General features: G+C 49.2%; 19 protein-coding genes and 1 pseudogene. 14 read left to right on the top strand and 6 right to left on the bottom strand.

Annotated elements, in window-relative coordinates; genetic code table 11:
- Positions 1–7 precede the first annotated feature (7 nt).
- On the top strand, positions 8–199 hold the full coding sequence (locus tag ASG81_RS13280) for a hypothetical protein (RefSeq protein ID WP_155971497.1): 192 nt from the start codon (positions 8–10) through the stop codon (positions 197–199).
- Positions 193–2,082, top strand: a complete 1,890-nt coding sequence (locus ASG81_RS13275) for a cellulase family glycosylhydrolase (protein ID WP_081417321.1) — start codon at positions 193–195, stop codon at positions 2,080–2,082. Before ASG81_RS13280 ends, ASG81_RS13275 begins: the two co-directional genes overlap by 7 nt.
- Before the next feature lie 545 nt (positions 2,083–2,627).
- Here the strand turns inward: ASG81_RS13275 and ASG81_RS13270 are convergent.
- Positions 2,628–5,516 (bottom strand): glycoside hydrolase family 3 protein, encoded by a 2,889-nt coding sequence (locus ASG81_RS13270; RefSeq protein ID WP_056634629.1) that lies wholly within the window; start codon positions 5,514–5,516, stop codon positions 2,628–2,630.
- A gap of 213 nt (positions 5,517–5,729) precedes the next feature.
- Between ASG81_RS13270 and ASG81_RS33970 the strand changes: the two are divergent.
- The 3 genes and pseudogenes from ASG81_RS33970 to ASG81_RS13265 form a co-directional block, all read left to right on the top strand.
- A pseudogene (locus ASG81_RS33970) lies at positions 5,730–5,861 on the top strand (family 43 glycosylhydrolase); the annotation flags it as partial.
- A gap of 163 nt (positions 5,862–6,024) precedes the next feature.
- Entirely contained in the window at positions 6,025–6,180 is a 156-nt protein-coding gene (locus tag ASG81_RS31640; protein WP_162255028.1) for a hypothetical protein, read from the top strand.
- 1 nt (position 6,181) lies between these two features.
- Complete coding sequence (locus tag ASG81_RS13265; protein WP_056634626.1) at positions 6,182–6,877, top strand: hypothetical protein; 696 nt, start codon at positions 6,182–6,184, stop codon at positions 6,875–6,877.
- Between the two features lie 416 nt (positions 6,878–7,293).
- Here ASG81_RS13265 and ASG81_RS13260 read toward each other — a convergent pair whose 3' ends face one another.
- From ASG81_RS13260 to ASG81_RS13250, 3 genes are all read right to left on the bottom strand, one after another.
- Positions 7,294–9,495, bottom strand: a complete 2,202-nt coding sequence (locus ASG81_RS13260) for a GMC oxidoreductase (protein ID WP_162255027.1) — start codon at positions 9,493–9,495, stop codon at positions 7,294–7,296.
- A 20-nt stretch (positions 9,496–9,515) separates the two neighbouring features.
- Complete coding sequence (locus ASG81_RS13255; protein WP_056634623.1) at positions 9,516–10,964, bottom strand: GMC oxidoreductase; 1,449 nt, start codon at positions 10,962–10,964, stop codon at positions 9,516–9,518.
- Between the two features lie 279 nt (positions 10,965–11,243).
- Positions 11,244–12,095, bottom strand: coding sequence for an AraC family transcriptional regulator (locus ASG81_RS13250; protein WP_056634620.1), 852 nt, complete (start codon positions 12,093–12,095; stop codon positions 11,244–11,246).
- A gap of 221 nt (positions 12,096–12,316) precedes the next feature.
- Here ASG81_RS13250 and ASG81_RS13245 point away from each other — a divergent pair, with 221 nt between their 5' ends.
- A complete protein-coding gene (locus ASG81_RS13245; protein ID WP_081417319.1) occupies positions 12,317–14,611 on the top strand; it encodes a glycoside hydrolase family 127 protein in 2,295 nt (764 codons plus the stop codon).
- A 94-nt stretch (positions 14,612–14,705) separates the two neighbouring features.
- On the opposite strand, the gene ASG81_RS33690 is transcribed toward ASG81_RS13245, so the two are convergent.
- Both ASG81_RS33690 and ASG81_RS29885 read right to left on the bottom strand, forming a co-directional pair.
- Entirely contained in the window at positions 14,706–14,828 is a 123-nt protein-coding gene (locus tag ASG81_RS33690) for a hypothetical protein (protein WP_327205170.1), read from the bottom strand.
- A 101-nt stretch (positions 14,829–14,929) separates the two neighbouring features.
- Positions 14,930–16,012, bottom strand: a complete 1,083-nt coding sequence (locus tag ASG81_RS29885; protein ID WP_081417318.1) for an AraC family transcriptional regulator — start codon at positions 16,010–16,012, stop codon at positions 14,930–14,932.
- Positions 16,013–16,477: 465 nt separating this feature from the next.
- Between ASG81_RS29885 and ASG81_RS13235 the strand changes: the two genes are divergently transcribed.
- The 8 genes from ASG81_RS13235 (at position 16,478) to ASG81_RS13200 (ending at position 26,538) form a co-directional block, all read left to right on the top strand.
- Positions 16,478–16,879: a hypothetical protein gene (locus tag ASG81_RS13235; protein WP_056634615.1), complete on the top strand. Its 402-nt coding sequence runs from the start codon at positions 16,478–16,480 to the stop codon at positions 16,877–16,879.
- A gap of 124 nt (positions 16,880–17,003) precedes the next feature.
- A complete protein-coding gene (locus tag ASG81_RS13230; RefSeq protein ID WP_056634612.1) occupies positions 17,004–17,606 on the top strand; it encodes a helix-turn-helix domain-containing protein in 603 nt (200 codons plus the stop codon).
- A gap of 599 nt (positions 17,607–18,205) precedes the next feature.
- Positions 18,206–19,603 carry an ABC transporter substrate-binding protein gene (locus tag ASG81_RS13225; protein WP_056634610.1) on the top strand — a complete coding sequence of 466 codons (1,398 nt, stop codon included), beginning with the start codon at positions 18,206–18,208 and terminating at the stop codon, positions 19,601–19,603.
- Between the two features lie 87 nt (positions 19,604–19,690).
- Positions 19,691–22,588 carry an extracellular solute-binding protein gene (locus ASG81_RS13220; RefSeq protein WP_442952871.1) on the top strand — a complete coding sequence of 966 codons (2,898 nt, stop codon included), beginning with the start codon at positions 19,691–19,693 and terminating at the stop codon, positions 22,586–22,588.
- A gap of 17 nt (positions 22,589–22,605) precedes the next feature.
- Complete coding sequence (locus tag ASG81_RS13215; protein WP_056634607.1) at positions 22,606–23,562, top strand: carbohydrate ABC transporter permease; 957 nt, start codon at positions 22,606–22,608, stop codon at positions 23,560–23,562.
- An 8-nt stretch (positions 23,563–23,570) separates the two neighbouring features.
- Positions 23,571–24,440 carry a carbohydrate ABC transporter permease gene (locus ASG81_RS13210; RefSeq protein WP_056634681.1) on the top strand — a complete coding sequence of 290 codons (870 nt, stop codon included), beginning with the start codon at positions 23,571–23,573 and terminating at the stop codon, positions 24,438–24,440.
- Positions 24,441–24,455: 15 nt separating this feature from the next.
- Positions 24,456–25,922, top strand: a complete 1,467-nt coding sequence (locus ASG81_RS13205; RefSeq protein ID WP_056634604.1) for an NHL repeat-containing protein — start codon at positions 24,456–24,458, stop codon at positions 25,920–25,922.
- Positions 25,903–26,538, top strand: coding sequence for a Yip1 family protein (locus ASG81_RS13200; RefSeq protein ID WP_056634601.1), 636 nt, complete (start codon positions 25,903–25,905; stop codon positions 26,536–26,538). Before ASG81_RS13205 ends, ASG81_RS13200 begins: the two co-directional genes overlap by 20 nt.
- The last annotated feature ends 8 nt before the right edge of the window (positions 26,539–26,546 follow it).

Below are 26,546 nucleotides of genomic sequence, written 5' to 3'. Positions count from 1 at the left end.
GTGAGATATGCTGCCACTAATGGAGCAAGCAGCCGCAGCTTATACGAATCAAACCGGCGATACCAATATTTCGGTTATGAAGTTTGACGTTCAATTGTGGGAAGACGACTTCGGTGCAGATTGGCATCCATCGGAGGCAACCCATACCAAAGCTGCAGACAAGCTGATTGCCAATATAAAAGAGGTGATGGAATGGTAGGTGCGGCAAGAATTACACAAGGTAAGTACATCAGCATACTTATGATCATGGTCTTGGTAATCGGAAATTTTTACACAGATGTCCGCATCCATGCAGAACCGATCGAGGGAAGCCTGCAGCAGTACGTTGAAGACATGCAGCCGGGCTGGAATCTAGGCAATACGTTTGATGCGGCCGGAGAAGAAACGTCGTGGGGCAACCCTGTTGTGACAGAAGAGTTCATTCAAGCGCTCAGGGATCAAGGCTACCGCAGCATACGGATTCCAATTACATGGAATCACCGGTTAGGCAGCGATCCGGAATATATCATTCAAGAAGCTTTTGCTGACCGAATTCGGGAGGTTGTCGATTGGTCGCTGGACGCGGGACTTTACGTCATGATTAACATTCACCATGATTCGCACTGGTTGCTGAACATGGAGAACGAGCGCGAGACGGTGATGGAGAAGTACAAGGCCGTGTGGCGCCAGATTACGCTCCTTTTTAAAGATTATCCGAGCAAGCTCATGTTTGAGAGCATTAATGAGCCGCGCTTCTCGGACGATTGGAACAAGGATGAGCCGGTCTATTTCGAGATGTTGGACGAGTTAAACACTGCCTTTCACCAAATCGTGCGGAGCAGCGGCGGGTTTAATGCAACACGTCCGCTTGTACTCCCGACAGTAACGGCAAGCCCGTCAGAAGCTCGCATGCGGGAGCTTTACAAGACCATTGAAAGGCTGGATGATCCGAATCTGATCGCTACGATTCATTATTACGGCTATTATCCATTCAGTGTAAATCTTGGAGGTGTTACCACATTCGACGAAACCGCGAGAGAGGACATTGTCCAAGCCTTTGACCGAGCTTATGACACCTTTGTCGCGCGGGGAATTCCTGTCATTATCGGCGAGTTCGGTCTTCTGGGCTTCGACAAGAAAATAGAGACGATCCAGCATGGCGAAATCCTGAAGTTTTTGGAATTCTTCACCTATTATGCTCGCGAGAAGCGAATGACGCATATGCTTTGGGACAACGGCCAGCACTTTGACCGTCGCTCGTATACATGGAACAATCCCGCGTTCTATGAAGTCATGATGGCAAGCTTGAACGGCCGGTCATCGAATGCGGCTTCCGACTCGATCTATCTGCTACCTGGCGAAGAGGCGGAGGATGTGCTGGTAAAGCTGAATTTAAACGGAAACACCTTGACCGGAATAAAAGTTGATGATCGTCTGCTTGCGGCCGGCGATGACTACATGATCAGCGGAGACCAGCTGACGCTTAAGGCGGATTTTCTCCGCGGCCATGTTCCGGAGGCCCTCGGCGAGAGCGTGACGCTAACATGCACCTTCTCGGCCGGCGCCGACTGGAAGCTTCACGTTATCCGCTACGATCATCCAACTGTCCAAAAAGCAATAGGGACGAGATCCATGTTCATCATTCCAGTTAACTATAACGGGGACAAACTAGCAACGATGGAGGCCGTCTACAAAGGAGGGGGCAATGCCGGTCCCGCCAGTTGGACGTCCTTTAAGGAATACGGCCATTCTTTCGAGCCCGATTACAAATTGAATTTGGCGGATCTGACCAGCGAATTCTTTAACGAAGTGAATGATGGAGAGGTGATGCTGAAGCTGCATTTTTGGAGCGGCGCTGTGCTCGACTACAGGTTGTCGGTGAGCGGAAGCAAGGTGACCGGTACTGTACCGGCGGATGAGGCCGATGCCCAGGAGCAAACGGAGGGGGCTGACGATTCAGCTCAGGCCGGGGAGGAGACGTCAGTTTCGGATGGTGAAACGGCGACGCAGGACAAGCCGAATAGGCAGATTTATTGGGCAGCGGGCATTGCATTGCTTTTTATTGCAGGCGGCATATTTTACAAGAAGTTTAGAAAAGGCTAGAGTAGGGGGCTATTCCATACGGTCGAGTGCAAGAACAGATTTGCCTGGATCTATCGAGACTCTCCCCCGCACGGCACCAGATACCGTGAAGAGCTAATTTATCATGGATAACAAAAAGGTACCGGGCCGCTTCCTTGCGAAGCCCCGGTACCTTTTTCGTCTTCACCCGGACTTATTGCTAATCATTTCTCACAGCGAAAAAGCAGTATTTATATGAAGATTTCCCTGAGTAAGTCAATCATGGATCTCGTAGTAAATTAGATTGGAAATCCTAATTTAACGATGACTAAATCATACTATACCATGTCCAATAAATAGTTCGAAGATGACCTTTTGACCGCCGAATCCCAAAGATTTGACCATAGGGGCGGTCAGTAGCCGCTTGGTTTTTTCGTCGATGTGATCCTTCAATTCTTCGAATATGGCTTTATATCTAGCGCGATCTTTTTCGGAGAAATCGTTTAGTTTCCTCGTAAATACTCAGGGAGCTATAATTGAGGTAGAATAAAAAATCCCCTCGGCGAATGCCGAGAGGAATAAGGCAGTTATATGAATCGGAACCAAGACAATCGAATGTCGGCGTCCATCTTCAAACAGATTGACTGCCGGGCGCCCGGCAATGCAGCCGAGCAGGTCAGCGTATGCCACGATTGCGTGCCCCCGGTGGATGGGATGGCGCAAATGCCGATGAGTTCGCCATCCGGCCCCCCGGTTCGGATCTCCAAGGCTCCCCCCTCGGTAGAGGAGGCCCGCACTTCGAAGCAAGAGGCGCCGCGTGCTCCGAACTCTGCATCGTCGAAACGGATCCAGGCTCCGCTCCGCACGGCGGCGGCGCTGCTGCCGCCTTCCTTGCACTCGTCGATGATGATGCCGGCATATCCGTCATAGTTGACCGCGGCCGCGGGCAGACGCAAATTGCGGGGAGGAACGGTTTCGCCGTCCACGGTGAGGTTCGCGTACAGCTTAATGTCCCCGGAAGAGCGGCCGATCATGACCGTACTGGTTCCTGATTCAACGCACCAGCGATCGCGGGTAACGTCCCAGAATGCAAGATCGGAAGCCTTGAGCGTGAAGCACACCGTTTCGCTGCGGCCGGGAGCAAGATGGATCCGGCGGAAGCCGAGCAATTGCTTGAGAGGCCGCTTGATGCGGGATTCGTTCGCCCGGACGTACAACTGAACGACTTCGTCGCTCGCGATGTTCCCGGCATTCCGTACGGTTACGCTAATGGCAGTCTCGCTGTCCATCCCGATCTTGTTCCCATCGATGCACAATTCTTCATAGACGAACTCGGAGTACGTCAATCCATGACCGAACGGATACAGGGCTTCGCCCCGGAAATATTGATAAGTTCGCTCGCCCGCGATAATATCGTAGTCCATGTAATCTGGAAGCTGATCGGTGGAGCGGTACCAGGTCATATTCAGCCGGCCAGCGGGCGCGTAATCGCCAAACAGGACGTCCGCCAACGCGCTCCCGAGCTCCGGACCTGCGTGCGAGGTGTACAGGATCGCGGAAACGAGATTCTCGATTCCCCCAAGGGCGAATGGGTAACTGCCGACAATGACGACGATCGTCCTTGGGTTCACTGCGGCTACTTCGCGGATGAGGCGCTGCTGCGCTTCCGGCAGCGTGATGTCTGGCCTGTCAGTCGTTTCTTTGCCGTTGATGAGCGGATGATTCCCGACGAACACGACCGCTGCGCCCGTCCCGCGGGCCGCCTTGATCGCTTCCTGCAAGCCGTCCGTCACTTTGAGCGCGTCTAAGGAGACTGATGCGACCTCCATCGCGCCTGATGATGCTTTGGCCGCGGATTCTGCGTTCTCTTCCGGAGAGCCAAGCGTCGAACGCGCCTCTGCCAGCTTCGGATCGACGGCGAGAAGACCATTCGCTCCGAGGCCGACGGCGGCCCCGTTCCAAGTCGAGAGGTTCAGTCTGCCGTTTCCGGCTACGTCGAGAAGAAACGTTTCCTTAGTGAACCAGCCGAAAATCTCCTCCGAATCCGCTGACAAATTCCGATCGTCCGTCGTCACGTATTTACCCGTGCTTTCGGATACCAACGTGTTTGCCCGCCAGCCCCAGTCCGTCATCTCGAACACATCAGCGTCCGATATTCGCGTCAAGTCGGCTGCGAGTTTGCCGTCTTGACGCACCCTCACGAACTTGTCGGCCGCAGACAGCTTCACCCGGTCGTTGCCGCTCGCATACAAAGTTTGACCCCGGCCCTCCATCTTCTTGATGATTGCTTCAATCGGAGTTACGGCGTAAGGCAGCGACCCGCTGTACGAGTCGCGATAGACGATTCCGGCCAACGGCCCGACGATAGCTACGCTTTTCAAATCGCCTGCGTTGAGCGGTAATGCCGCGCCTTCGTTCTTGAGCAGAACGATCCCTTTGAGCGCCGCTTCTTTCGCCGCTTCCTTATGCTCGGGCGCAAGGATGACTGATTCGTCGATCCCGGAGTATGGATTGCGTTCGTCCGGGTCGAATTCGCCGAGCCGCATCCGGACGCGGAACGTATTGCGAAGCGCGATATCGATATCGTTCTCGGTCAGCAGTCCTTCCGCCAGGGCGTCCCGCAGCGCTTGCTTCGACAATGGGTGGTCGTCCGTGATGCTGTCGATGCCGTTCAGCACGGAGGAAGCGACGGCTTCCTTGTACGAAACGTAATATTTGTGATCGTTAACGGTGCCGAGCACGTCGCCCGCATCGCTGACAACGAAGCCGTCCATGCCCCATTCCCGCTTGACCACGTCGACCACCTGCGGATTGATGTTAGCGGGAACTCCGTTGACGGAGTTGTAAGCCGTCATCATGGACTGGGCTCCGCCTTCTTTGAACGGAATTTCAAACGCCTTCAAGTAATATTCCCTCATGTTTCGCGGATCGATGCTCACGGAGCATGTCCCTCGGTCGATTTCGTTATTATTTCCAAGAAAATGCTTCAGGCTGGCGACTGCTCGCAAATAGAAGGGGTGATCCCCCTGAATGCCTTGGACAAGCGCCGCGGCGAGCTTGCCCGTCAGATGAGGATCTTCTCCGTAGGCCTCCTCGTTCCGGCCCCAACGCGGATCCCGTTCCATATCGACCGTCGGCGCCCACAACGTCAAGCCGTTCAAGGCCGGATTGCGGTGGTAAAAGCCCCGCGCCTCTACCCCGATGACTTCACCGACGCGTCTCATGAGCTCAGTATCCCACGTGCAGGCTAGTCCGGTCGGCTGCGGGAACATCGTCGCTTTGCCGAGCCACGCGATGCCGTGCGAGGCTTCCGTACCGTGTTTGTATTTTTTGACTCCAAGACGTTCGATTTCATCCTGAAACTGGCACATCAAGTTGATTTTCTCTTCCAGCGTGAAGCGGGAGACAAGATCGTTCACCCTTGTTTCGAGCGGGAGATCGGGATTTCGAAACGGATATTCGCAAAGTTCGGGCATATTATCGTATCCTCCAATCAGCGTCCATACACATTTGATGATCTTTTGAATTTTAGCATTTCTAAATCGATACCCTTATAATTCGACCAAAGATCAATTCGTTCCGAAGTTTAAAGCGGTATGAACTTATTTGAAATTGTATAACACAGATAAACAGTAATCCTTAATTATCGGGTCATGGAATAGCATAATTTAGCCAACACCAATCCAGTTATTCCCGGTTTTTATCCTGATCCAAGCATCTGCCGGGTCGGGGATGATTATTATGTGGTGACCAGCTCTTTTGAATATTTCCCTGGTGTTCCCATGTTTCACAGCAAGGATCTTGTTAACTGGCACGATGTATGCCGCAGGCAAAAAGGGGCAGAGTTTTTAATTGGTTCGATTATATGCCGGCGGCGACTTAGCCTAAGCGGCAGTTTGTTAGAGCGGACATGCGAAGGACGCAGCCCACTTGCATGGGAGCGTCTTTTGTTTTTCCAGGATCAAGCAGAGAGGAGGTTTCTCATTGCATAAGGTCGTTCTGGTACCCAATAAAGACCTTCAAGAATTGCTGGTGAAGGTCGATTGGAAGCGCCACGGCTTTGAAGTGATTGGCCAAGCCCGCAATGGCCGGGACGCTTTGCGTTTGCCCGCCGGTCGGCAACATAAGCGTATTGCTTGAAGTGATTAAGCAGAAATTGGCGAGACATTTCGAAGAACGCAAAGAGGGGCTGGTCTTCCGTATAGATTCGAAAATAGGAATCGTGATGCGAGGAGGTAGAGATCAGTTTGATGCGAAGCATTTAAATTGTGAATTTGAGGAAGCGCTCGCAGCCGTAAATACGTCATTTATTGCATTTGCGGGGGGAGCGGTAAAGGCTGTTGCGGATATTGGGAAATCTTATTTCGAAGCCACAGAGTTGATGAAAAAAGAGTTTTTTCCGGGGCGAGAAAAGAGCGTGATTGACAATACCTTTACGATTGTGCCGCAGGAGGCGCCAGATACGGGTACATTATCCAATAAGTTCTGTCAAGCTTTCGATACCGGAAACCGGTCGTTAATGTGTCGCATGCTTGAGGAAGGATTGCTGTCGATCGCGCATTTCGACGGAGCGGAGCAAGCTGTTAAAACGTTGACCGCGCAATGGATCTCGCTTACGCTAACCAAACTGTCGAAAAGGAATGAAATTGCGCAGCTTGCCGTACAAGACGTTTTTCCGATCATTAGCGACATTTATGAGCAGCCTGACTATCGGACATTGCAGCAGATGCTCGAAGACAGACTGACACAACTCCTTGATCGTTTGGAATTAGACGACGACGAATCGGTTGTCAAGCAAGTCACTCTGCTGGCTGAGGTTAATCTCTCAACCCGCTGAACGGTTTCGGTACTAAGCGATAGCAGAAAACGCCGCCATGCATACCCGCTGTGATTCAGATACCGATAAACAGTATCTTTACAGGGAAGCGATTCACTTTTGTTGCTTTCCAGCACTCTAATTTATGATGACTCCATGTTCGAGTGTAACCGGAGTAAATCAGTCGAGATGTTGGCACGCTTCAAGGATCATGCAACAGGCAGCTTCTATGGTTGCGTGTGTGCCCGGCTTTTCGCGCGCATCATTTAGCAACGACAGGTTAATTGGGCAGGCCATGTCGGCAGGGGCGCAGGCGGGTCAAGGAGCAGCTTCCACGGTCTTCGGTTCCAAGCCGCCCTTAATGATGAGCGCCCCGAGCGCGGTACGGACGGGTACCGCTTTTTGACCTTTTAGGCGCTATTTATTCACCTGCCCAATTATTTCATTTGATCGATGATATAATCGGCTGTACGAATGGCTAAAGCTGTGGTTGTTAGCGTTGGATTCGCAGGTCCCGTAAGACGCACGACGCTATTGTCAGCCACAAAAAGACCGGGTACACCGTGGATTTGACCGTACAAGTTGGTTGCAGAAGTATCCGGATCGATTCCGATCTGGCAGGTTCCGGATTCATGATTGACATTCCCCGGAGAAAGCAGGAAGGGTTCCACATCAAATTCCAACCCCATCACGGCCACTGCATTTCGCATAAATCGGAACATCTCTTCTATCATGACCCGGTCCTGATTACTGTAAGAAAATTCAACTTGCAATTTGGGCATGCCGAAATCATCCCGTTTTGCCGGGTTAAGGTACACATGGTTTTCATAACGCGCTTCCATCGTACCGGGACCGAAAAACCGGAATTTCAGTTCATCCAAAAACGGTTTATTTCTGAAGGCATACCAATAATAATCTTCAGGATCAATGCCTATACCCGTAATCAACAATCTTTGATTATCGGGATTTGGTATCATGAGGCTGATAATTCCCGATACTTCGCCAAATTGATCCCGCCTTCCTTTGGCGACAGCGGTTAATTTGGGATGTGTAACCAAATAATGTCCGATGGCCTTCCCGGGAATGCCGGAACTAAGAAGAAGGCGCGGCGTTTCCCATGTGCCTGCTGATAGCACCACCGTCTTGGCCCTAATCGTGTATGTCTCCTTGGAGGAGGTCATTACCTTCACGCCTGAGGCCCTTCCATTGTCGGTCATCACTTGGACCGCCCGGGCATTTACAGCCAAATCAAAGGGCCTGAGATTCATGGCGTAGGCCAATAAATTGATGGAACTGTAAAAGACAGCTGAGTGAAACTGACCGTACTGGGAAACTTGAAGATCAATGGCAGAGGGCAAAGCCTGGGCATCCGGAAATCCATTTGATCGAAGGCGATTGAGAATAACTTCCTGAATATCCGAACCCTCTGCATACTTGGTGGTCACATTCATCATTTGTTCAGCGATCAGATAGTAAGGAGTTATCTCCTTATAAGGAATCGGCCAGGAGAGGAATTGGGCTGGTGTTAATCGAGGCGACATCAAATACCATTGAAGCGTTCTTCCTCCAAGAGCCCTTAAGATTTTGGCATCCGGAAATTCCGGTCCGAATTCCAAATATTCCATAATCCGGGGATTTTCAAAATAGCGGACAAACCGCTCTTGATTAAAGGTCGGAAGATTTCGGGCATGCGACGGCAATAACAGCGGACCCGATTCGATCATGCCGATTTTTTTGTCTGTTCCCTTCCATTGCTCGCATAGCCGCCATAGAACGGCTGCGCCACCAGCCCCGCTTCCGACGATCAGCACATCATAATCGGTATCCGCCATCATCTCAATGGGTGTAATGTTAATCCACTGTTTAGATTCCGGGTATGCACTCACCGGAGGAAGTTGTTCAGGATTCAAACCCAGTTCCCAAAAAACCGCATTCATGACAAGTTTACGGAAAACGGGATTTCTGAAATCATCGGGATGACCCATTGTCGTCGTGAATGTGCGTCCTCCGGCATAGTTTCTGAAGGTCCAAGCCACTGGATTTACTACGGGCGGTACCTCACCCGGTTCGGGATTTACCGGATTTCCCAACAACAATATTTCCGACGACTCGGGTAGGGGATAAGGCAATATATAATATAACCAAGATGGACTTGAAAAATTTAGCGGCATTCCGCTCATGATTGGATGCGTATACGCCTCTGGGTTCATAGTGACATCCGTGCTCGAGGTGTGTCCATAATGGCCTTTATATGGAGCGCCCAGCACGTCAATTCCGAATTTGGTGTTCCATGGCTCAAGCGGATGCCCTTCTGGATAACGAAATGCGTGTGTGCTGGTGCGAAATCCGATTACCGGCTTGCCTTTCTCGATATAATTGCGGATATGGCGAAATTGCTCCTCGGGCAATGTCCGAAAACGCAAGAAGAAAACGGCCAAATCCGCATCTTCAAGCGCCTCCAGTCCAGGGATGTTGGAAGGGTTGGAAGGGTCGGGATAAGCAGTCAATACGGTTGTCCGCGCTCCGTACTGCTGCGCTTCCTTCGCCACCATAGGCAGGGTCAGTTCCGCTTTGTATTCGTCTTCTCCAGCTATAAACACGATATGGAACGGTTTTAAAGCTTGGGTCACTCTCGGCATCCTGCATTTCATCTCCTCGCTTATATCATAGTTTCGATGATATGGTCTGCCGTGCGAATAGCCAATGCAACAGTTGTTAACGTTGGATTGGAACCGCTGGTAAGATTCAGGACGCTGTTATCTGCTACGTAGAGACCTGCTATCCCATGGACTTGCCCATAAGCATCGGTTACTGAAGTAGCAGGATCGTTGCCCATTCGGCATGTTCCTGAGAAATGATTGCCGGCTTGCCATAATTCAGGCGGTTCCTGAAGGGTAAAATTCATACTGGATATAAATTTTCTTGTACCCTCAAACATTCTTTCAATGCGCTCCAAATCTCGGCTGTTGTATGAATATTGGACGTTCAATCGAGGAATGCCATATGGATCGAGTCTTCCAGGATCGAGAAAGACGCGGTTATCAGGTCTTGGTTCAAGAGGTCCGTAGGTTTGAAATCTAAAGTTAATCTCTTCAGCAAGCGGTTTCTCGGCAAATGGCGAAGATATTCCGGGCCCGAGAGCGAGCAATTGAAATCCGCGTTCAGCCGAATCCGGAACATAAATCCGTGATGTCCCTAACACCTCGGGATATTCGTCTCTTCTAGTCTTTACATCAGCGGAAACAGTAGCATGTTCCTTAAGATATCTGCCTATGGCTTCGCCCGGAATGTTGGAATTCAACAAAATACGCGGCGTATTGAAGGTGCTTGCCGAAAGAATCACCGTTTTTGCCGATAACGTATACGTCTTCTTATCCGCAGTCATCACTTTAACTCCTGCGGCTCTTCCCTTATCGGTAAGAACCTGTACGACCGGAGTATTAACCGAGAGATCAATGGAGCGAATATTAATGGCGTAGGCGATGAAGTTAATGGAGCTGAAAATAGGGTTGGAATGAACCTGTCCGTACTTCGTTGTTCCCAGATCGATTGCGATCGGCATCGTTTGCGCCTCGGGGAACCCGTTGGAGCGGGAGCGATCAAGCAGCACTTGCTGAAGGGCGGAATCTCTTGTGTAGGCTGTTGTCACATTCATTACCTGTTCGGCGATTAAATAATAGGGCAAGATATCTTTGTAGGTAATCGGCCATGTTATGAAAGCCGATGGGTCAAAGCGGGGACTTTCCAATCCCCAAAAAAGGGTTTGCCCGCCAAGGGCTATTATGCCAGTAGGATCAATATTTCTGGTCCACAGTTTACCCCAAATTTCACCATTTACAGTAGGAATATTGCCTGATGCCGTTGGTAACAACAAATCCCCGGCTTCTACGACTCCGATCCGTTTGCCGTTTCTTCCCCATTGCTCGCATAATCGCCAGAGGGCGGCACCGCCCCCCGCCCCGGTGCCGACGATGATCACATCATAGTTGGTTTCCGACATTTTCTCGATCGGCGTGAGAGGAATCCATTGATCTTGGAATACAGTATTTTCACGATGCGGATTCAAAGAGAATTTTATAGGTTTATTGGAAATTGATGTATGCGCCACAGTTTCACATCCTTTTTAAATCTGGTCTATTACACATTGTATGTCTGGAAAATGGGCGTATGATTGAATAACTCCGAAGGTTCACGTCACTTATTTGAGGAAAATTCCGTGTATTTTCAACCTGATCATTAAATAGTGGGTCTTCGTCATCTGCTTGAACGACTTCATATGATGGCTGTCGCAATAGCCGAGCTGCATCGCGATTTCGCTGATGCTCTGATTAGTATCTGTGCGGTGCTTGAGCTTTCTAAGCACGAGGATTGAAATAAGCGGCTGATCTCAGTTGTAATACAACAATCTGTTCGCTGATGCATTGCGGAAGCCGGTCGGTGTAAGATTCGTCATCTGCTTGAACGACTTCATAAAATGATGGCTGTCGCAATAGCCGAGCTGCATCGCGATTTCGCTGATGCTTTGATTAGTATCCGTCAGGAGAAAGGACGCGGCTTCGATCTTTTGCTGCATAATAAAGTGCTTGAGAGACACGCCGGAAATTGTTGAGAACAGGTGTGACAAGTATTTGGCATTATAACCAAAATGATCCGCGATCCGGGACACCTTCAGCGGTTCGAAGCGGTGCCACTTGATATAGTCGACGATATCGTTGTAGAGCTGAAGCTGCTTCAGCTCTTTTTTTACGGCGTTTGTGCCCGGATCGCATTGCTTGTACAGCTCGTATAGAATACTCGTTGCCAAAAAGTTATTCAGCGTCGGGTCTTGATAGCTTCGAACGGAGTCCTGCAGCTGTTTCATCATGACGATGATCTTATCCGAACGCTGCAGCGCGCCTTTACGCGGTATCATCATACGTCCCGTTTGGGCTTCATACCTCTCGATGAGTATTGGAGCCGCTGATTGTTCCTCTGCAGTAAAATGAAGCCAATAAAAGCTGCAGTCGGACCCCTGATAGCCGAATTGCCTGGTACGGGGAGCCATAAGAAGAAACTCCCCTTCCTGCAGGACGTGCCGCTCCTCGTCATCTGCAATGTATAACTGTCCATTGGTCTGTATGAACAATTCATAATCCATGAGCACTCTGTTCATATGCATCCATTCGGGGGACGGTGAAACGAATTTGCCGGTCATCGTCAATGTTAACGGTTTTTCTACGTTAAAGGTATAGCCGATCATTTAGAGTAGACGCCACCTTTCTGTCCTTTTTTCACTTAACTGGTTTAATCATAACCTTATGTCCGCCGAATTTCCATATCCTCAGCGCAGTCAACGATTGGAATTAAACCTGACTTTTTTACACAAATTCGAACGTTTCGCCATTTACCTTGTTAGTCGTAAAACGGTAAACTGGGGATAGTAAGGAAATGCGATCACAAAGGGACATGGAAGGTGAATGGATGATGAACAGGAATGAAGCGACGCTGCAGCGAATTGCTTTGCACCATTTCGGACTGGATCAAGTGGTGCTTACCGGAGACTATCAAGCCAATGCTTTCGAGAAGGAACTCGAATACTTGAACAGCTATAATGTTGACAGGCTGCTGGCCGGATTCCGGGAAACCCGGGGGCTCAAGCCGAAGGCAGTGAAATACCCGGGATGGGAGGATACGGAGATTCGCGGGCATACGCTCGGCCATTATCTGTCGGCATGCGCGCAAGCGTACTCCGCGACGAAGGATCCGGTGATGCTGGAGAGACTGACGTATATGGCAAACGAATTGTCGGAATGCCAGTTTGAAAGCGGTTATCTCTCCGCATTTCCTGAAACGCTCATTGATAATATCGAGAAGAAGCAACCAGCATGGGTTCCCTGGTATACGATGCACAAGATTATTGCGGGATTGATATCCGTATACCAAGCAACTCAATCCAAGGTCGCCTTCGACACGGTTGTGAAATTGGGTGACTGGGTGGCGTCGCGGACATCCCGTTGGTCAGACGAGCTCCAAGCGACCGTACTGGCCGTCGAGTATGGGGGGATGAATGACTGCCTCTATGACCTGTATAAAATTTCCGGCGATCCGAAGCATCTGGAGGCGGCTCACAAATTCGACGAGCTCCCTTTGTTTGAGGCGACCCGGCAAGGCCGGGATATTTTGAGGGGGAAGCATGCAAACACGACGATTCCGAAATTTTTGGGAGCGTTGAACCGTTTTCTCGTACTGGGGGAAAACGAGCGTTTCTATCTGGAAGCGGCTATGAATTTCTGGGATATCGTAGTTTATCACCACAGTTATATGACCGGCGGCAACAGCGAGTCGGAGCATTTTGGTGAGCCGGAATCGCTCGATCAGAGACGTACGGATATCACCTGCGAAACGTGCAATAGCTACAACATGCTGAAGCTGACCCGCGAGCTGTTCAAGCTGACCGGAGACCGGAAGTATGCGGACTTCTACGAGACGACCTATATGAACGCGATCCTTTCCTCGCAAAATCCCGAAACGGGCATGACCATGTATTTTCAGCCGATGGCGACAGGATACTTCAAGATCTACAGCTCGCCGTTCGAGCACTTCTGGTGCTGTACGGGAACGGGGATGGAGAGCTTTACGAAGCTGGGCGACAGCATCTACTTCCATAAAGCGAATGAGCTGTATATTAATCAATATGTAAGCTCCACATTAGACTGGAGCGAGCAGCAAGTACGTCTTGCTCTAAGCTCCGGCATCCCGGACAGCGACTGCGTAACGCTCCGGCTTGAGACGGAAGATCGGCAGCCGAGGGCGCTCAAGCTTCATCTTCGCATTCCGTACTGGGTTCGGGGAGATATCGAAGCGCACTTGAACGGTGAGCCGTTGGCTCTCGAAGTCAAGGACCATTACTTCGTGATCGACCGTAAATGGAACCATGGCGATATGCTTACTCTAAAGCTCCCGATGAAGGTGTTTTACTCCGGCCTGCCGGATAATCGCTATGCGGTCGGTTTTCAATATGGGCCGGTCGTATTAAGCGCGGCGCTCGGAACAGAGGACATGGCCCAGGCGAGTACGGGGATTATGGTAAGCGTGCCGACACGCAGAATGCTTGTGAAGGATTTTATTATTCCCCAGGGAATAAGCCCGCAGCAGTGGCTGGGCGATATCGAGCGGCACCTGGTGAAGGAAGACGGCCAGCTTGTCTTCAGGCTCCGAAATACCGATGAGGACGAGCGGCTTGTATTTACCCCGCATTATAAGCAGCATCAGGAGCGTTACGGCATCTATTGGAATATTGTCGAAGCGGACTCTGAAGAGCTGAAACGCCATTTGGCGCTTGGACGAATGGAGCGGCTTGTGAAAGAGGCGACGATCGACAGCGTCCAGGTCGGTAATGATCAATACGAGCTCCAGCATGAAGTACAAGGACAAGAAACGTTCAGTGGAGCCTGGGACGGACAAAATGGAAGATTGGCGCATCCCGGCGGATGGTTCAGCTATAAGCTTAACGTCGATCCGGAAAGCGAGAACGTGCTTCAGGTGATGTATTTCTGTATCAATCACGATCGGGTGATGAACATTTATGCGGATGGCGAATTGCTTGTACGCGAGCAGTCATCCTGGGGGTGGAGACGCGACTTTATCACGAAGCGCTATCTGATCCCTGCAGAGATCGTGAAGGGGAAATCGCAAGTGGAATTCAGGTTTGTTCCGGAAGACAAGCTGAACGGCATCTATGGTATGCTGCGAACGATGAGACCGGTTTCGGAGTAAAAATGACGCCACCGCATGAAGCGGTGGCGTTTTTGTGCGCTTGGCAGCGCATCGCTCCAACCGAAGATTAACGTGATCGCCGATGATTATCCGTTCACGATAACTCCTCCCGTGACATGCAGGAATTGACCGGAGACATAGGATGAATCTTCGGATGCCAAATGCGCGAATACCATTCGTTTAAGTAAGCCGGCACGGAATAAAGGCCCCAATGGATAAAGATGCCGAATTTGGCATTCTTGTACCATTCAGGAACTCGAAATGATCCGAGGGACTCGTGCAGTCAGCGCGGAATCATCGCCCGATAGAGGGTGCGATTCAGTCTGACCGCGACGTCGAGTGACGCTGCAGTCGGACTTTGTCCGAAATCAGATAATGTGTTTGCCGGTATATGGATGGAGAGAAACCTGTCATCGATTTGAACAACTTCGATAAGTAGCAGATGTCGGGGATGCCGACGGAGTCGCCGATCTCGGAAAGCGGGATATTTGTTGTTGTCAGCAGCCGCTTCGCTTCCTCTATCCTTTTTTTGTTGATAAATTGAATCGGAGAGGCGCCAAAGTGGCGTTTGAATACACGAATGAAATAACTCGGATGCAGATGTACCCTCTCGGCCAGTTCCCGGATCGTCAGGTTGTCGCGGTAATGGGTATGAATGTAATCAACGACCTCCTGGAGCGGTTCGGATGCAGCAGCCTGCTGAATGCCGATTTCGTTTCCGCCCGCATGCTCCACATAATAAGCGATCAATTTGTGCCGAACCGAAATTTTGGATCTGGCCGCGACTTCCTCCAGAGTAAGAGGCCCGAGATAATGATCTTCAATGTAGGAGATCGCATTCGCCAGATGCATCAGATTGTTGTCTGTTCCATTCTCCTGACTGTCATATTGTCTGGACAAATGGACGACGAGCTCCATAAACCGGGAAATGAGCATCGTCTGATAGCCCTGAAGCTTGTTGTTATATTCGTTGATCATGACGGAGATGATCGATGAGACGTGTTCCATGCTTGGAATCGACAAATTAAGCCTGCTTTGAAAAGAATGAATATTGCGATAAAACGGTTCCAAAATGAAAAGCGCCTGAAAGCCGTTGGAGGTCCTTAAATCCGGACCGGCGCTCCGAAGTATTTCGGGCCGAAACATAATATTGCAAATTTTAAATTCATGAGGATTTTTGAAAGCATGGGGGGTAGCGCCATTAATGACAAATACGTTTCCCTTCTTAATAAAATAAGCTTCAGAATTGACAATATGCGTAGCATTCCCGCTCAATACAATCACGAGTTCGGTGAAGTTATCATGCTTATGAAGATCCATATCCTCGTCGTGCCCGCCATATTGAATAAAAAACGGGAATTGCTCGTCATTGGTAAACCAATTCAAATAAACTGTATTCAAGATATCACCTTCCATAAAGAATCCGAATTTGGCGTTCTTGTACCATTCAGGAACCCAAAATGATCCGAGGGACTCCCAATTGTCTTTGAATCGGCGTTTTTAAATGGTATCTTCAGTCGCTTGCAAAGCCTTCTTCCATTCCATTGATTCTCATGATTTCTATTTTTGTTAATCCTCTTTATGTTAGCGACAAGTCATGACGGATAGAATGGATAAAACATATATCATTTTGTATAATATTAACCTGTTGAAGCCAGCGAAAAAACGGGAATTGCTCGTCATTGGTAAACCAATTCAAATAAACGTTATTCAAGATATCGCCCCCTTAATCAAAAATGGATGGATGTCTATATAATGCTATTCTCTGACGTGAAAATTAAGGTGTCATTATAAATAGTTTTATATGATCAGAAATAATGAAAGGGCATTCTGATAGCTGTTTGATTACGATTAAGGGGGATTCCAATGCAGAAGGTCATTCTTTTTGACGAAGAAAATCTTGGAATGCTAATGCAAAAGAAATCCGAGCCGTCTGTAAGAGCGTCAAGGGAGCGTCAAGTGATATCAATACTTTTGGCAAATTTACAAGGCCATCAGCCGAGTTCGCTTCCTTCAATAAATTGGCCGCTGTATCGGGTGCTGCTTCTAAAGCTGCATTCACCGAAAAATAATGATATTGTACTTGAACAAATCAAACTGAAATTAGAAAGATATTTTGAAGATCGCGATGAAGGTATCGTATTCCTGTTTGATTCAAAGGTTGGTATCGTTTTACGGGAAACGAACTTAAATAAGTATTATAATTGTCGAATCTATCGCCGATATTGGGAAATCTTATTCCGAGGCTGTATATTTATTAAAAAATGAGTTTCTGAACCGAGGGGAGAAGAAAATTATCGCTCCTAGCCCAAGTTTAACGCCTAAGGAGGAGCCTGATATTGTTGAATTATCCGAAAAATTATATTACGCGATCGATATCGGAAGCCGAACCATGTTGCGCTGCGTGCTTAAGGAAGGATTGTATTCGATCGTGCAATTTGATAACACGGAGCAAGCCATTAAAGCCGCCACCTCACAGTGGGTATCGCTCGTGCTTATCAACCTGGTAAAAATAAATAAAACCTCATATTCCTACGTGCAGCACGCTTTACCTATCATTTCCGAAATTTATGAGCAGATTGACCTTAGGGCGTTGCATAGGATGATTGAAGATAGATTGTTGTATCTTCTTGATCAGATAGGAATGAACTGCAAGGATACGGTTATTAAACGAATTTTGGATTTTGTTGAACGTCATTACTCCGAGAATTTGAAGCTGAAAACGCTTGGAGACCTCTTTCATTATAATAGCGGTTATTTGGGCAGGCTGTTTAAAAGCGTCACAGGCGACACATTCCGCACTTATTTGGATAAGGTGCGAATCCGCAAAGCCAAGGTTTTGCTTGAGAGCGGTCTCAAGGTCCATGAAGCCGCCACCCGTGTAGGAATTTCCAACGTCAACTACTTCCATGTGAAATTCAATAAATATATGGGAGTAGCACCCTCTCTTTACAAGGCAAGAACGTACAAAAGACGTGGAAATTCGGCACTTTAGATGACGGCGCCAACAAGTTATCCGTTCATTAGGCTTGTATATTGACGGCATGGGACGTACCGCAAACGGCTCAAATGCAAGCAAAAAACGCGCAAGCGATCCGAGAATAGCGCTCGGTTCCCTTGCGCGTTTTTTGCTTGCGTATGGTGTAAATCCATCAATTTCCTGCAACTGATCCAGAAAACTTGACTCAAGCATGACGAGATTTTTATTCCGCCTTGATTGGGTCATGACTAAATAATGCTATATCCATGTCTAAAAAATGAAGGTTTGCATTGATTTTTTACAATATGATTTTAAAGAAGCAAGGAGGGACACTAAATCGATTTATTTCGTTCCATGCGCGATGTGTAATGGATTTGATAGCGCTTTCAACTGAATTTTATGGAGTTGAAGCGGCCAGGAGGTGATAGGCGCGGAATGGATAGCAGCACAAGCTGAAAGGCGTAGTTGTCAAAAAAGGCGATTCTTGTTTGGCAAAGGGGTCGGAGACGATTGGCATCATTCCGACATCGATGAATTTTGGGTTAATTTTTATCCGCTTCATTAACTTTGCAACAAAGTGACAGCGATTACATTTTAATTACAGGGGGATGAACATGAATAACAAAAAACTGGTTATGTTGCTTGTTAGTCTGATGTTGATATTTTCTTTAGCGGCTTGCAGCAGCGGAAGCAACAGCGAAAACAATCCAGGAAGCACCAATACTGCTTCCGATAAGGCATCAAACGATCCGGCAGCGACTAATGCTTCAGGGGAGACGAATGATGCTGCAGAAGGCGCGGTAGATTCCAAGGAAACGCCGGAGATGGATTTCGATATGGGCGGCAGAGTCGTTAAAATTGTAAACTTCTGGAGTTTGGAAATCGGGGAAGACAACCCGGATAACATCCAAAGGAAGAAGAATCTGGAAGCTTTGAAGAAAAAACATAACTTCGAGGTCGAATATGTTGTCATCGATGGCGCCGAATACCAGAAGAAGGTTACGGCATCGCTGCTTTCCGGCGAACCGGTAGGCGATATCATCTCTGTAAGCAGATCGTACACCGTTCCTGCGCTGGCAAGTCAGGATCTGTTATGGCCGCTTGACGAATATACAAAAAATGACAAAGTATTCGACCCGGATGTAACAAACAGAATTATGCACTATAACGGGAAAGGATATGGTTTTGGCGGGTACCCAGGGGGAGCAATCGGATTCTTCTACAATCGTACGTTGATGAACAATCTCGGCATGAAGCCGCTTCAAGAATATGTTAATGAAGATACTTGGAACTGGGAAACGTTCGTTCAAGTGGCCAAAGAGGCTAATAAAGATACGAACAACGATGGAAAGCTTGATACATGGGGATTGGCAGGTGCCGGGGTTCTGGATGCGGCGCTTGCTTCCAACGAGGCGAGCTTGACGAAAGAGGATAAGCAGAACCTGGATGATCCCAAAACCGTTGAGGCTTTGAACTTCATGTCCCGACTGTCAACCGAAAAAATAGCTAGACCTTCCGAGGGCGGCGATTGGACGGAGCCAAGTCAATTTTTTCGTCAAGGAAACACATTGTTGTATTTTAGCGGAGTTTATGAGGCTACTGGTTTAAAGAACGACATGAAAGACTTCGATATCGGCTTTATTCCATTCCCTAAAGGGCCGAATGGGTCTGTCTTCTATTCACATGAAAACAATCCAGGGGCTTTTGTTATTCCGAAAGCGGTTCCGAATCCTGAGCAGCTCGTTTATATCATGGAGAAAATCGAAGATTACGAAACGATTTACGATTTCCCTCTCCAAGGCTGGTACGAGACGATGTTTACCAACGAAGATGATATCAATAATGTTCGAATAGCTTCTAATAGGTATTATCTCGACAATATGAACACCTTCCCGAGTATGCCTTATTATGAGTTCGCTGACGAGATTAACAAAGGCCAATCCGTATCCACGGTCATCGAGACGTATAAAACGCCTTTCCAGGCGGCAATCGATGAAGTCTACAAGAAATAACGATTGAAGTGATCAAACAGTCCGCGTCAAGTTTTTAATAATGTGGACTGTTTGAATTTCACTCTTGCCGCGGGAGGGGAGCAGAAATTGAGCGTCAGAAGCCAGAAATTAGTGAAATGGGTATTATATTTTTTAGTTTTAGGTTTGTCCGTATGGGCTATCTACTCATCAAATCAAACCGGCAACGGCGATGTTCAGGCTGTTAGCGATTTTGCAGCGGTTATGGATTCAGATGCAAAAGACGGATATGACGCCTATATGAAACGCTACTCGAACGCAGACCGGCCGGCCGGGGAAATCCGAGTCGAAGGCGAGCGATATGCCGAACTCAAAGGGGACGGCTTTAAGCTTGCGAATGGATTTCAAGGGCTGGAAGGTCAAGCAGTGTTGACGCCCGAGTCGGGTACAATTAGTTGGAAGGTCCGGGTTGATCAACCGGGTCTATACAATGTTCGAATTCATTATTTTCCTACTGAGGGGAAAAGCTCGGCTATCGAGAGGGAGTTCGCGATCAATCAGGAAGTGCCTTTTAAAGACGCCGAAATCTTATTATTCGATCGATATTGGGGCAATCGCGAAGGCGAAATCGAGCGGGACAATCGCGGAAACGATTTGCGCCCGAGGCAGATAGAGAAGCCGGCTTGGCAAATCGCGTCCTTCAAGGACAGCGAAGGTTACAATGACGAGCCCTATTTGTTTTATTTCGGCGAAGGGGTTCAGACCGTTTCTTTGACTTCCTTGAGGGAACCGATGGCTATCGACTATATAGAGTTATACCAGGAGCCGGAGACGAAAACCTATGAAGAACGGAAAGCCGAATATGGAGCCGAAGGAGCTGCAGCCGCCGAAGGTCAATTCATAGTGATTCAGGCTGAGGATGCGACCATAAAATCTTCCCCTACGCTTTATCCGCTTTCCGATCGGTCAAGCCCTGCGGTCACGCCGTACAGCGCTTCGAAAATCCGGGTCAACGCGATTGGGGGCCTGAACTGGAAGCTGCCGGGGCAGTGGATGGAATGGGAATTCGAAGTGGAAGAGGATGGGTTGTACCAGATTGCGCTAAAGCGCAAACAGGATCAGCTGCGGGGCGTCTACGCGACGCGCAGCATCATGATCGATGGCAAATATCCTTTCAAGGAAATGAAACAAACTCGATTCGGCTTCAATATGGAATGGCAGACGGATGTACTGGGTGGGGATGAGCCTTACCTGTTCCATCTGACGAAAGGGAAACATACCATTCGTATGGCGGTTTCGCTCGGCGAGCTCGCTCCGCTTATTGAGACGATCGAGTCGAGCTTGCTGAAGCTTAACGAGATGTATCGAAAAATTTTGTTAATGACCTCGAATACGCCGGACCCTAACCGCGATTATCAATTGGAGAAGCGGATTCCCGGCATGATCGATGTACTCCGGGAACAAGCCGGCAATATCCAGACCGTGGCGGATTATCTCGAACAATCGACAGGGGAGAAGAGCGATAAAGTTGCTGTTCTTCACACGATGGTAAGGCAGCTCAACGAAATGGCGGAGAAGCCGGAAACGATCGCGAATCGACTGAACGCCTTCAAGGTGAATGTCGGCGGTCTTGGTACGTGGATTCTGACCGTGCGCGAACAGCCGCTTACGCTCGATTATCTGATCGTCGCGTCTCCGGACAGCAAGCTTCCGAGAGCGAAAGCGACTTTGCTGGAGAAGATCAAGCACGAGCTGGGCGCTTACGTTGCCTCTTATACCGAAGACTACGATAGTATCGGCAGCACGGAAGAAAGCGGGCGTTCCGTCACGGTTTGGGTAACTGCTGGAAGGGACCAGGCGCAAGTGTTGAAAGCGTTGATTGACGACATGTTTTCACCCGAGACGAACATATCGGTAAATTTAAAGCTCGTTCCTGGCGGCATCCTGCTTCCGGCTGTCCTGGCTGACGAAGGACCGGATGTTGCCTTGCAGGCCGGTGAGGATGTCCCTGTCAATTATGCGATGAGGAACGCCGCAGCCGATTTGACTGCTTTCCCGGATTTCGAGGAAGTCGCTGCAAGGTTTCGCGATAGCGCAATAACTCCTTACACTTATGACGAAGGGGTTTATGCACTGCCGGAGCAGCAGACTTTCCCGATGCTGTTCTATCGAAAGGATATTCTCAAAGAGCTGGACTTGGAGCCTCCGAAGACGTGGCAGGATGTATATAACATGATTTCGGTGCTGCAGAAGCACAACATGGAGTTTTATTTACCGATCGAATCGGCTACGAACAATGCGACTCTGGTTCCGAATGCGGCGTTCGCCATGCTGCTTTACCAGAACGGCGGCCAGTTCTACCGGGACAATGACATGAAGAGCGCATTGGACTCCGAGATTTCAATGCAGGTTTTCAAGCGCTGGACGCAATTTTATACGAATTACAAGTTTCCGCTGCAAGCGGATTTCGCTAATCGGTTCCGGACTGGCGAGATGCCTATCGGTATTGCCGATTATACAACGTACAATTTGCTGACGGTTCTGGCGCCGGAGATCAAAGGGTTGTGGGACTTTACGATCGTACCCGGCACCGAGCGCAAGGACGGCTCCGTAAGTCATGAGGTCGCAAGCCATACGACCGCGGTCATGATGCTGGATAATGCCGAAGACAAGGACGCGGCGTGGTCATTCATGAAGTGGTGGACAGACAAGGATACCCAAATCGCTTACGGACGAGAGCTGGAAGGGTTGCTCGGCGAGGCTGCGCGATATCCGACAGCCAACATCGAAGCGTTGGAGCAGTTGCCATGGCCGGTCAAGGATTTCAACAATCTTGAACGTCAATGGCAATGGGTAAGGGGCATCCCTCAAGTGCCGGGCGGGTATTTCACCGGCAGGCATCTGGATAACGCTTTCCGGCGCGTCGTGAACGAGAGTGAGAACCCGCGCGAAGCCCTTTCGGATTATATTTTGTACATCAATGACGAAATCGCACTCAAGCGGAAGGAATTCAATCTGCAGAATTAGTTAGGGGGTGGAAGCCGATGCAAGCAGAAGCAAACCGTCATGCCGCGTCGAGCCTCATCCAGGCAAAGAAGCCGTCACGACTCGCCAATATTGCCCGAGAGCTTCGAAAAAACAAGCATTACTACTTACTGATGAGTCCGTACATGCTGATCTTCTTCACTTTTACGGTCATTCCAGTCGTCATCTCGCTGGTACTCAGTTTCTTTTATTTTAACATGCTGGAGTTTCCGAGATTCGTAGGCTGGCAGAATTACTCCCGATTGTTCCTGGGCGACGATGTGTTTATGATCGCCCTGAAGAATACGTTCATGTTCGCAGTCGTGACCGGTCCAGTCAGCTATGTCGCATGTTTCCTCTTTGCCTGGATTATCAACGAGCTGTCGCCCAAGGTCAGAGCGGTTATGACCCTTGTGTTTTATGCGCCGTCCATATCGGGGAACGTTTTCTTTATTTGGCTGATCGTATTCTCTGGAGACAGCTACGGCTATATGAACGGGTTCCTCATGAGATTCGGTTTTATCCTTGAACCGATTCAATGGCTTTCAAACGAAAAATATATTCTGGCTATTATCATCATCGTCCAGTTGTGGCTTAGTCTTGGCACCAGCTTCCTGGCCTTTATCGCGGGTCTTCAAACGATCGATCGGTCGCTGATCGAAGCGGGGGCGGTAGATGGCATCAGGAACCGCTGGCAGGAGCTATGGTTCATAACGCTTCCGTCCATGCGGCCGCAGCTGATGTTCGGAGCCGTCATGCAGATTACAGGCTCGCTTGCGGTCGCCGATATATCAATTGCGCTAGCCGGATTTCCAAGCGTTAACTATGCGGGGCATACCATCGTAACACACTTGATGGACTACGGCACGCTCCGCTTCGAGATGGGTTACGCATCCGCAATCGCGACAGTGCTCTTCTGCCTTATGGTCGGCGCTAATAAGTTGACGCAAAACCTGTTGCGAAAGGTAGGTGAATAAAATTGGTCATGAGGATGCTAGATGTATTCCGGATTCCTCGGCGGTTGAATCGATCCTTTTCTGTTAGTTTTTTATTGTTCGCGCTACTAGCCGTTTTCGGTGCGTTTATGGCACTTCCGCTCATCTATGCAGTAAGCAATGCATTCAAGCCGCTTGACGAACTGTTTATTTTCCCACCGCGGTTTCTGGTCAACAATCCGACGCTGGACAACTTCTTTGACCTGTTCGCCCTCATGGGGAACTCGTGGGTGCCGCTGTCCCGCTATATCGCCAACACCCTGTTTATTACGATTGCCGGGACGGCTGGCCATATTCTGCTGGCGTCAGCGGCGGCCTATCCTCTGGCGAAATACCGTTTTTGGGGATCGAGTACTCTGTTCGCCATCGTCATTTTGTCCTTAATGTTCTCGGGACATGTTACCGCGATTCCGAACTATATGGTCATGTCCTGGCTCGGCTGGATAAACACGCACGCCTCGGTTATCGTGCCGTCTCTTGCCTTCCCTCTCGGACTGTTTCTCATGAAGCAATTCATGGAACAGATTCCGGATGCGCTGCTGGAAGCGGCCAAGATTGACGGAGCGAACGAATACCGGATTTATTGGAGCATCGTCATGCCGAACGTGAAGCCCGCATGGCTGACGCTTATGATTTTGCAGTTCCCCGCCTTATGGGGTACCGACGGAGGCAATTTCATTTATAGCGAAAACCTGAAGACGCTCCATTATACGCTTGGCCAAATCTCAGCAGGCGGCATCGCCCGCGCAGGCGTAGGAGCGGCGGTTGCCCTTCTCTTGATGATCGTTCCGATTACGCTCTTTATCATCTCGCAGAGCAGCGTCATGCAGACGATGGCGACTTCCGGGTTGAAAGAGTAGAAAGGATGAGACGAGATGTTGAGCAGAATATATAAAGCAAGGACATTTGTCCTCACGACGCTCATCTGTTTGCTAAGCATTGGAATGGGAAGCGCGATCGTTAAAGCCGAAGAAACTCCCGCATCCTATAATTATTCCTACTGGGGAGACACTGTCGCCTCGCCTGCCGCCTATCGGGCAACTGCCCTATTGAATGGCGACAGTCTGGGCGTCGGACCATTTAAGGAACCTAACGATATACACGTTACGGCAGACAAGCATATTTATGTGCTTGACTCCGGTAATAATCGAATCGTGGTGATGGATTCCAGCTTGAAGCTGGTTCGAATCATCGATTCCTTCGACGGGAACGGGGAGCCCGATAAGTTTATGAGCCCGCAGGGCCTGTTTGTAACCGACGACAAGCATATATACGTCGCTGATACGGGAAATAAAAGAATTGTTCATATCGATTCGAACGGTAAGCTTGTGAAGGTGATCAAGAATCCTGAGTCCGAGATATTTCAGGAGAAGTTTCAGTTCCAACCCGCACGTGTTGTTGTCGATAAGGCCCAACGGATTTATGTCATGGCCGCCGGCGTATTTGACGGATTTATGGAATTCAACGCTAATGGCGAATTTACGTCGTTCATCGGCGCGAACCGTGTAAGGGTCGATCCGGTCGAGTTGTTGTGGAAGCGGCTGTCTACCCGCGCCCAGCAGAGTCAGATGGTCATGTTTACGCCTACGGAATTTACGAACCTGGATATTAATGATGAAGGATTTATTTATGCGACGAACGGGGACAGGTTTGGCGATACGATCAAAAAATTAAATGCCCAGGGGAACGATATTTTAAGGCGTACGGGGTATTTCAACCCGCGCGGCGACATCGCTGCCACGACTCAGACGGCGCCTTCGAGACTGATTGACATCGATGTGACGGACAGTGAAATCTATTCGGTGCTTGATTCCAGACGCGGACGGATCTTCACATACAACGGCGATGGACATTTCATGTATGTATTCGGCGGAGTGGGCAACAAGCTGGGAGAATTCAACACGCCCTCTGCTATCGAGCATGTAGGAGATCATTTTCTCGTTCTGGATAAGGCGCTCGGAGAAATCACTTTATTTGAGACAACGGAATACGGCCGGACCCTCAACGAAGCTGTGCGAAGCTATTACAGGGGCGATGAAGAGGCGGCCTTTGCATTATTCCAGAAGTCGATCAATATGAACGCCAATCTGGAATTCGCCTATGCCGGGATCGGCAAAGCGCTGCTTCGACAAGGCGAATACGCCGAGGCGATGAAATATTTCAAGCAAAGCAAGGATCAGCCGAACTATTCGAAGGCATTCCTGCTCTATCGCAAGGAAGTGCTGCGCGAATACTTCCCTGCGTTTATGACCGGCATTGTCTTGATCGCGCTCGGCACGATCGCGTTCAGGAAGCGCCGGCATTGGAAAGGGGGAAGAAAACGTGCCGCAATTGAACAGTGAATTCCTTAAAAATTCATTCTATCTGATTCTACACCCATTTAACGGCTATTGGGATTTGAAGTACGAATGGAACAAAAAAACCAGTCTGATTGTTTCCTTCTCGATCTTGTTCCTCATGGTCATCACCAATATCATGAGCAGCCAGTATAGCGGATTCCTTGTTCATATATACAATCCCGCTGACATGAACAGTTTGATGGAGGTCCTGTACGTACTGCTTCCGGTGTTGTTCTGGTGCGTGGCCAATTGGTCGCTCACGACATTGATGGACGGGGAAGGGAAATTTGTCGAGATTTTCACATCGACCTGTTTTGCCTTGATTCCTATGGTCATCATTCCATTTCCATGGATTTGGTTAAGCAACGTCATCTCGATCCAGGAAACGAGCTTCTATTATTTCTCGAACAGCGTCGCCGTCATTTGGTCGATGTATCTGTTGTTCGTCGGGAATATGACGGTTCATCAATTTACGCCTTCAAAAACCATAGGCACCCTTCTGTTATCGGTTATCGCTATGGGGTTTCTGGCATTCCTATGCTTGCTTTTCTTTAGCCTGATTCAGCAACTCTCATCATTTGTATCAACTATTTACCAGGAAATTGACCTGAGAAGCTAAGGAAGGAG

The sequence above is a fragment of the Paenibacillus sp. Soil522 genome (genome assembly GCF_001428245.1).
Classification (GTDB): domain Bacteria; phylum Bacillota; class Bacilli; order Paenibacillales; family Paenibacillaceae; genus Pristimantibacillus.
Note: the sequence above shows the minus strand (reverse complement) of the source record. Positions and strands in the feature narration are given on the sequence as shown.